At 32.7% G+C, this 8,376-nt stretch carries 6 protein-coding genes; 1 reads left to right on the top strand and 5 read right to left on the bottom strand.

The window, feature by feature from the left end; all coding sequences use genetic code 11:
- The 4 genes from HMPREF3154_RS07105 to groES form a co-directional block, all read right to left on the bottom strand.
- On the bottom strand, nucleotides 1-2,470 hold a 2,470-nt coding region (locus tag HMPREF3154_RS07105; RefSeq protein WP_371089587.1), incomplete at its 3' end, for a SasC/FmtB family protein.
- Nucleotides 2,471-2,667: 197 nt separating this feature from the next.
- Complete coding sequence (locus tag HMPREF3154_RS07100; RefSeq protein WP_049314640.1) at nucleotides 2,668-3,936, bottom strand: cell wall anchor protein; 1,269 nt, start codon at nucleotides 3,934-3,936, stop codon at nucleotides 2,668-2,670.
- Between the two features lie 253 nt (nucleotides 3,937-4,189).
- Complete coding sequence (gene groL / locus HMPREF3154_RS07095; protein ID WP_002435951.1) at nucleotides 4,190-5,809, bottom strand: chaperonin GroEL; 1,620 nt, start codon at nucleotides 5,807-5,809, stop codon at nucleotides 4,190-4,192.
- A gap of 69 nt (nucleotides 5,810-5,878) precedes the next feature.
- Nucleotides 5,879-6,163, bottom strand: a complete 285-nt coding sequence (gene groES / locus HMPREF3154_RS07090) for a co-chaperone GroES (RefSeq protein WP_002435917.1) — start codon at nucleotides 6,161-6,163, stop codon at nucleotides 5,879-5,881.
- A 177-nt stretch (nucleotides 6,164-6,340) separates the two neighbouring features.
- Here groES and mroQ point away from each other — a divergent pair, with 177 nt between their 5' ends.
- Nucleotides 6,341-7,084: an intramembrane glutamic endopeptidase MroQ gene (gene mroQ / locus HMPREF3154_RS07085; RefSeq protein ID WP_070474535.1), complete on the top strand. Its 744-nt coding sequence runs from the start codon at nucleotides 6,341-6,343 to the stop codon at nucleotides 7,082-7,084.
- Nucleotides 7,085-7,141: 57 nt separating this feature from the next.
- On the opposite strand, the gene HMPREF3154_RS07080 is transcribed toward mroQ, so the two are convergent.
- Nucleotides 7,142-8,376, bottom strand: a 1,235-nt coding sequence (locus tag HMPREF3154_RS07080) for an SdrH family protein (protein WP_049385889.1), incomplete at its 5' end; no start/stop codon positions are given.

The raw sequence follows: 8,376 nt of genomic DNA, 5'->3' as shown, positions 1-8,376 counted from the left end.
CTGCTTGTACTGCTTGATAACCAACCGTTACTTTACCAGTGTGATCGTCAATATTAATATGTGACACTTGCTTATCTAATGTCCAAGTTTCTCCATTTTTTATAGCATTTATTGAAGCTGGTTCTCCTTCGGGATTTATATAAATCATCTCTATTTTTGACGCTTCACCTTTAGGTGTTACTTCGACATTGACATGCTCCTCACTTGCTTCAATACCAGGCGCTTCCGGTGTTGCCTCTTTACGTGGCATATTTTCTCTACTTTCCTCACTTGTGTCACTGTTTCGAATTATATCGTTCGCTACAACTAAACTTTCTGGATAAACAGCTTGATAATTAATTGTTACTAAACCGGATTGTGGTTCGATATTTATACCAGGAACACTATTATTAAGTGACCAATTATCATTAGTTTTAGTAGCAATAATTGATGTACTCTCATTAGCAGTATTTTGATATGTAATATTTAACTTATCTGCTTTATTAGCTGGTGTTATAGTTAAATTTGGAATCAGGTAATTTATTTCAATAATTGGTTTGGATGGTGCATTATATTTTAGACTATTTTTCAATGTATCTAACGTATTAGTAACATTATTGATAGTTTCTTGGGATGCTTGATTTTCTATAGCAACATTATTCTGTTGTTCATTGATAATATTTCTAGCTTCGGTTAATTTGTCTTGAAGTGCACGCCATGAATCTGCGGTAAAATCAGCCTCATTTAAATCGTGTAAGTAGTTATCAACTTCATTTACTTTACTTTGTAATTCTGTTTTATTCATTTGAATTGTCACAGTTTGTAAATTAACAGTATTATCTCCGGTTCTTTGAGTATCTCTTCCTCTAAATGTTGCATTAGTTCTATAACTAACATGTCCATTTAAATTAACTATTTTAGGTATTGTTGCTTTAAATTCTACTGTATAGGAGAGATCTTTCCTCTCTCCTGGATTTAAGTTACTAATTGACATTCTTAATTTATTAGTATTTACATCTAAATTACCGGTTCCTCCACTACTAGAAATGAGTTTTGAATTTGCTGGTAATATAACTTCATAATATGTATCTCTTGATTGATTATGCCCTTTATTTTCAACAGATAAATTAACTGTTGCACGTGCAAAATTATCATTAGGACTATTAGGCTGAGTTATATATTCTACCTGTGCCACATTAGAAGTGATATAGGATCCACTATTTATTCTTACATCACTAACTGAACCCCCATGATAATAAGATGAATTATCACCAAATCCATGTTCTTTCGAAGACCGTTGTACACTAATTCGACCAGTGTTGGATATAGGTAAAAAAGAAATTCTTACTCTATTCATATCGCTTGGTATGTTAACCATTGCAGATAATTTACCGGTAGGGTACGGTCCCATACCATTTAGACGATTATCAAATAAGATGCGATCCTGCTCTATATTACTAATTTTTAATTTAGCACCTGATGCACCATCTGAAAATACTGGACTTGTAGATATAAAGTTAACGTTTAATTCCGAACCAGGTACCACATCTATATCTTGATAAATACCTGCTACTTTAGCATCATTGACACTTCTATCACGACCGTTATTCGTTCTTGCAAGTACAACCCCGTATGGAGCACCATTATTGCTCATAAAACTTGAATAATCTACTGCGCTTGGTGTATAAAACATAGGATACTCAGGATTAGGATCAGTTGAGTAACTATGCCAATTATCTACATTCGTAACTACAGTTAATCTCTTTGACCTTGATGGTAATATACCACCAGATACCTGACTAAAGTTTCCATTTTGAATTTCTGGATTAACTTCGTTTGCTTTCAATGGATCATTAGATACGTTATTTTCAGGAGCACTTCTAAATGATGATGTATCTCTTTTATGTCTAATATTCGAATAGTTTGAAATGTTATTATTCTTAGTTAAATGTTGTGATTGAACACCGTTTGACTGACGATTTGGAAGTAAAGATTCTTTATTATGTAATTTACCTGCACTATTTAAAAATTTATGATAATAATCATCAACCTGTTGTTGGCTTTGAGGATTATTTAAAATAGATTCAGCTTCTTGTAAATCAGCGCGAAATAATTCAACCGAATCTTCTGTCTTGTTACTTAAATCTAAAGATTTGTATTGATTTAAAATTTTTTCAAGTTGACTAGTATTAATAACGTGTTGAGTATTAGTTTTAGTAGTTGAAAGTTTATTTTCAATATCTTGATTATTAGTTAGATTATCATTTAAAGATTTTCCATTTTCAATATTAATTTGATGACTGGTACTATCACTAACTTTTTGATTGATGGTGGTATTATTTTGTTCAATACTGTCAGCTTTTGCGTAATTTATGTTAGACATCATGATAAAACCTATTATTGCTACACTAGCTGCTCCAAAACCTTGATATTTTCTAATAGAAAAACGTGTGATTTTTTTATCTAAGTTGTTGATTCTTTTGTTTTCCATCATTTTTTCTCCTCAAATATAAAGAATTTAAATTAACCCAACAATATTCAACTTATATTTTATTATTGATAAAATATATTTCATTGTGTTCCTTAAAATATACCACCAAGCTATATTTTGTGCAATTGTTTATTTTGAGAATTTTACTATTTGTACATAAAAAAGAGTGTGGGTTTAGCTCCACACTCTCTATAATTCTATTCTTTGATTTTATTTCTAAAAATACCAATTAATCCTAAACCTGCTAGTAACATTAATAATGCTGGATTAAATTCTTGTTCTTTAACTCCTGTTTCAGGTAATTCTTTCTTAGAAGTTTTATGATTATGAGATGTTTTATCATCTTTATCTTCATTACGTTTTGATATTTTTTTAGTAGGTTTAATTACTTCTAATGTTTGCTTATGTTGTTTTAATTTAACTTTTTTATAGATATATTTAGTAATACCATCTTCGGTTTCTGTTCTAATATATTTATAACCTTCTATTTGTATAACACCTCTTTGATTTAAAGGTGTTTTATCGTCTTCTACCGCATCTTTAATAATATTCCCTTGATCATCTAACCATACTGTAACGTGTAATTTAGGTTTATCATTTACATTATTTTGATTGTTCTCCTGCTGTTTAGTTTGAATAACTGGATCTTTCTGAGTAGTTGGTTTTGTCGGTCCTGATTGAGTTGGTTTCTCTGGCTCTTCCTGTGTCGTTGGTTTTACCGGTTCTGGTTGTGTCGGTTGCTCTGGCTCTTTTTGTGTAGCTGGTTTCTCTGGCTCTTTTTGTGTCGTTGGTTTCACAGGTTCTGATTGAGTCGGTTGCTCTGGCTCTTTCTGTGTCGTTGGTTTCACAGGTTCTGATTGTTTTGGTTGTTCTGAATCTTTTTGAGTCGTTGGTTTTTCAGAATTTACTTCTGATGGTTTAGTGTCATCCTTTTTTGTTGAACTACTTGTGGCTGTGTTTGCTGTTTGAGATGTATTTACTTTTCTATAAATGAATTTAGTTATACCATCAGAAATTGATGTTCTAAAATGTTGGTACCCAGGAATTTTTACCGGCACTCTTTCAGAGGCAGGCGTTTTATTATCTTCTACTGCATCTTTAATGATATTACCTTGATCATCCAACCATACAGTAACGTATAAGATAGGAACTTCATATGTTCCACTGTCCTCATCTTCGTCAGAATCTTCATTTGGAGTTCCATCAATATAATCATTTAAATTTTTAGATGATTTATGATGAGTCTCATTATTGGAAGTTGTTGTATTAGTTTTATTGCTTTCAGTTTGAATAGTTTTAGGTGATGTAGTGCTATTAGTCTTGTTAATTTCTTCAGCTTGAGCGGAACCATTGCCCGCAAAAAGATATAAAGCTAAAGTTAAAGCACTCGCTGTGCCGTAGCTAAAATATTTTTTACTTGGTAAAGATGGAAATTGTTTTAAATCTCTAAGCTTGTTGTTTTTCATAGTTGTAATATCCTCCCAAAATTTTTAAACGATAGCGTTTATCTAACTTATTATGAGTACTTATAATAAAAGCTTATAAAACATTACATAAATACATTAATTCTCCTTCGCATTATCGTTAATTTTATTATAATATATTTTTACGAACTAAAATACTCTAATTACAATAATTACAAAAAATAATAGATAAAAAAACTCCTTTCAGAGAAAATAATCTCTAAAAGGAGTAATAATGACAACCATAATGATTTAATTACATCATTCCTGGCATACCGCCCATACCTGGTTGTTCGTTATTTTCTTTTTCAGGAATCGTAGCTACTACTGCTTCAGTTGTTAAGAACATTGCTGCTACACTTGCTGCGTGTTGAAGTGCTGAACGAGTTACTTTAGTTGGATCTACAATACCTTCTTCAAGCATATTTACCCATTCATTCGTCGCTGCGTTGAATCCTACACCAGCATCTGCATTTTTTAATCGTTCAACTATAATTGAACCTTCTAAACCTGCATTTTCAGCAATTTGACGTACTGGAGCTTGTAATGCTTTAAGAACAATATTTACTCCTGTTTCAACATCGCCTTCTGCTTCAATTTCGCTTACCTTTTTATAGATATTAACTAAGGCTGTACCACCACCAGCAACAATACCTTCTTCAACTGCGGCACGTGTTGAGTTTAAAGCATCTTCGATTCGAAGTTTACGCTCTTTTAATTCAGTTTCACTTGCAGCACCTACTTTGATAACTGCTACACCACCAGCTAATTTAGCTAATCGTTCTTGTAATTTTTCTCTATCGAAATCAGAATCAGTTTCTTCAATTTGTGCTTTAATTTGACTTACACGAGCGTCGATACTATTTTCATCACCGTCACCATCTACAATAGTTGTATTATCTTTAGTGACTTCTACTTTATTAGCTGTACCTAGCATATCGATTGATGCATCTTTTAATTCTAGACCTAAATCATCCGTAATTACTTGAGCACCTGTAAGGATAGCTAAGTCTTCTAACATTGCTTTACGACGATCACCGAAACCAGGAGCTTTAACAGCAACAGCAGTAAATGTACCACGCATACGGTTTAAAACAATATTAGTTAAAGCGTCACCTTCTACTTCATCAGCCACAATTAAAATTGGTCGACTAGATTGAACGACTTGTTCTAATAAAGGTAGAATATCTTGGAATGAAGAGATTTTTTTATCTGTAACAAGAATATATGGACGTTCAAGTTCGGCAATCATTTTATCTGAATCAGTTACCATATATGGAGATTGATAACCACGATCGAACTGCATACCTTCAACGACTTCAAGTTCAGTGTTGAAACCATTTGATTCTTCAATAGTAATAACCCCGTCGTTGCCAACTTTATCCATCGCCTCAGAAATGTATTGACCGATTTCCTCATCAGCAGCTGAAATAGCACCTACTTGTGCAATTTCATTTTTGTTTTCAACTTTTTGAGAAATGTCATGTAATGCCTCTACAGCTACTTTAACGGCTTTATCAATACCTTGTCTCAAACCAACTGGGTTCGCGCCACTTGTTACGTTCTTAAGGCCTTCTTGAATCATTGATTGAGCTAAAACTGTTGCAGTTGTAGTACCATCACCAGCAATCTCATTTGTTTTATTTGCAACTTCTTGAACAAGTTTCGCGCCCATATTTTCATAAGGATCTTCTAACTCAATTTCTTTAGCAATCGTAACCCCATCATTTGTGATTAATGGAGTTGTATATTCTTTATCTAAGACAACATTACGACCTTTAGGACCAATTGTTACTTTAACAGCATTTGCTAATTTATCTACACCTCTTAGCATTGCTTGACGTGCATCTTCTGAGAATTTTAAATCTTTTGCCATACTCGAAATGACCTCCATTTATTAAGATTTCTTACATAGATGTTTTATCTGTCTAATATAAATTTATAATTATTGAATTACTGCTAAGATATCTTCTTCATTTAAAATTAAGTAAGTATCGTCACCACGTTTAACTTCTGTTCCAGCATATTGTTGGAACACAATAGTGTCACCTTCACTTACTTCAGGAGCAACTCGTGAACCATTGTCTAGTAGGCGTCCTGGACCTACAGCGATGATTACACCTTCATTTGATTTTTCTTTAGCGCTATCTGTTAATACAATACCGCTTTTAGTTGTTTGTTCTTGCTCTTTCTTTTCAATAATCACACGATTTCCTAATGGTTTAAGCATGATTGTTCCTCCTTCATTCACATGTGATTTAGCACTTTAATTATTAGAGTGCTAAGCTATTTTTATATTAATCAAATTTGGTCAATAATTCAAGCAAAAAGGTTAGCGAATAAATTTTGTACATCTATATTATTTACGATAAAATAAATTATACTTAGAAATAGATGGAGGTAAGTTATGAGAAGACTTTGGGTGTCCTTACTAACGGTACTCGCGTATGGCTTGGCTCAAATGTTACCTGGTTTTATACTTAGAAGTCATTTACTTGGTCATATGTCTCAAATTGAAACTGCTAAATTCATGATATTCACGCAAGTTTCTTTTTTTATATTAGCTGCTATTATCATAATTTTAATAAATTTAAAGGTAAAAAATCCTACTACTCTTGAAGCTGGTAGAAAGGAACCTAAGAGATACATCATTCCTTGGGCACTATTAGGTTTTTGTCTTGTTATGGTATATCAAGTTATTATAAGCTTGATATACTTTACAATCATGGGTAGTCAGCAAACAAGTCCAAACACTGAACGTTTAATGGCAATTGCTAAAAAAATGCCTATTTTTATTATTTTAATTTCTATCGTTGGCCCTATTTTAGAAGAGTTTGTCTTCAGAAAGGTTTTCTTTGGCGAATTATATAATGCAATTAAAGCCAATCGCGTTGTTAGCTTTCTGATTGCTTCTATAGTAAGTTCACTTGTATTTGCCCTTGCACACAATGATATGAAATTTATTCCTATGTATTTTGGTATGGGCATGATCTTTTCACTTGCTTATGTTTTTACTAAAAGAATTGCTGTTCCAATTGGTATTCATATGTTACAAAATGGTACAGTCGTTTTAATGCAAGTTTTTGGTGGCGAAGCTTTAAAGAAAGCTCAAGAACATGCCAACTTTATTCTACATTTCATATTAAACTAAAAAAGCATCTAATCATGTAAAATATTGCGAAACGTACATGATTAGATGCTTTCTTTGTTACTGTTGATTTTTTCTTCTATTATAAATAAACATACCTACTACACCGGCAAAAATTGCTACAATCGCACTGCCTAAAGTGATAAGCACACGATCTAATTTTTTGTTTTTGTTGTAATCATCGGATTGCTCGTTGTCGTTTGTAGTGATTTCATCTGCGCTATGATTTTTAAAAGCACTACGACTCCCTTTGTCTTTATCGTTAGGTTTCTTTAAATCAGGCATGGAACCAATTTCACCGGTAATTAAAGCTAATACTTGTTCATCTAAGTTTTCATAATACTTACTTGCATTTAGTGGATTAAAATATTGAAATCTGAAATAGTTTGAACCTTTTTGTAAAGAATTTAAATATTCATTTCCACTAAAGTTTTGCTTTTTAAATAAACTATAGATGTCACTATCGGTAATTTCTCCATTTTCAGTATCTAAATTTCTAACTTGATTAATTAAAAATGGATTATATTTGTATGCACCACTTGCTAAGCTTCTAAATCTATCTAATAAAGAATTTTCTTCAGAATCTTTACTTTGCTCATCTTTATTAAAATTCTGAGAATTGCTTCTATGATTTATAACTGATCCTGATCTATTCCAAATAAATTGATTTCTATCATAATTAGGCGTTTGATGATTAGATTGTGAGTAATTTAAATCATCTTTGGCATTAGAGTTTCTTTTTAATGGGGCACCACCATTGCTACTATTTTCATTATCCTCATTACCTTTATTAGGATTTAACAATCCATCATTACTATCCTCAGGATGTATTGTGGAAGAATTATTGCTATTGCTAGCATGATGATTTGTATTTGATGAGTTACCTCCCGTATGATTACTTGAAGGTTGCTCGTTATTATTTGAATTAGATGGATGATGTTCGCCACTTTGATTTGAATTATCATCACCACTGCCATTATTATGACCACTTGAACTACTATTATCATTTCCTTCAGAAGGATGATTATCTCCTGAACCGTGTCCATTTGAACTACCGGGATTATTATGATGTGAGCCAGAGTGTCCTCCACCCGGGTGCGAATTATCATCACTACCCCCACCAGAAGGGTTATCGTGACCCTGATCAGATGTATGATCATGTCCAGAACCTGAGTCACTGTCTGAATCTGAATCGCTATCAGACGCTGAGTCACTATCTGAGTCGGAAGCACTGCCTGAATCTGAATCGCTGTCAGAGTCCGAATCACTATCTGAGTCAGAAGCACTATCTGAAT

The organism is Staphylococcus sp. HMSC06C11 (genome assembly GCF_001808345.1).
Taxonomy (GTDB): Bacteria; Bacillota; Bacilli; order Staphylococcales; family Staphylococcaceae; genus Staphylococcus; species Staphylococcus capitis.
Note: the sequence above shows the minus strand (reverse complement) of the source record. Positions and strands in the feature narration are given on the sequence as shown.

Bases quoted from the DNA above. Each gene is read 5' to 3' on its own strand.
- mroQ (WP_070474535.1), top strand. From the start codon at position 6,341: ATGAGAAGACTTTGGGTGTCCTTACTAACGGTACTCGCGTATGGCTTG.
- HMPREF3154_RS07100 (WP_049314640.1), bottom strand. From the start codon at position 3,936: ATGAAAAACAACAAGCTTAGAGATTTAAAACAATTTCCATCTTTACCA.
- groES (WP_002435917.1), bottom strand. From the start codon at position 6,163: ATGCTTAAACCATTAGGAAATCGTGTGATTATTGAAAAGAAAGAGCAA.
- groL (WP_002435951.1), bottom strand. From the start codon at position 5,809: ATGGCAAAAGATTTAAAATTCTCAGAAGATGCACGTCAAGCAATGCTA.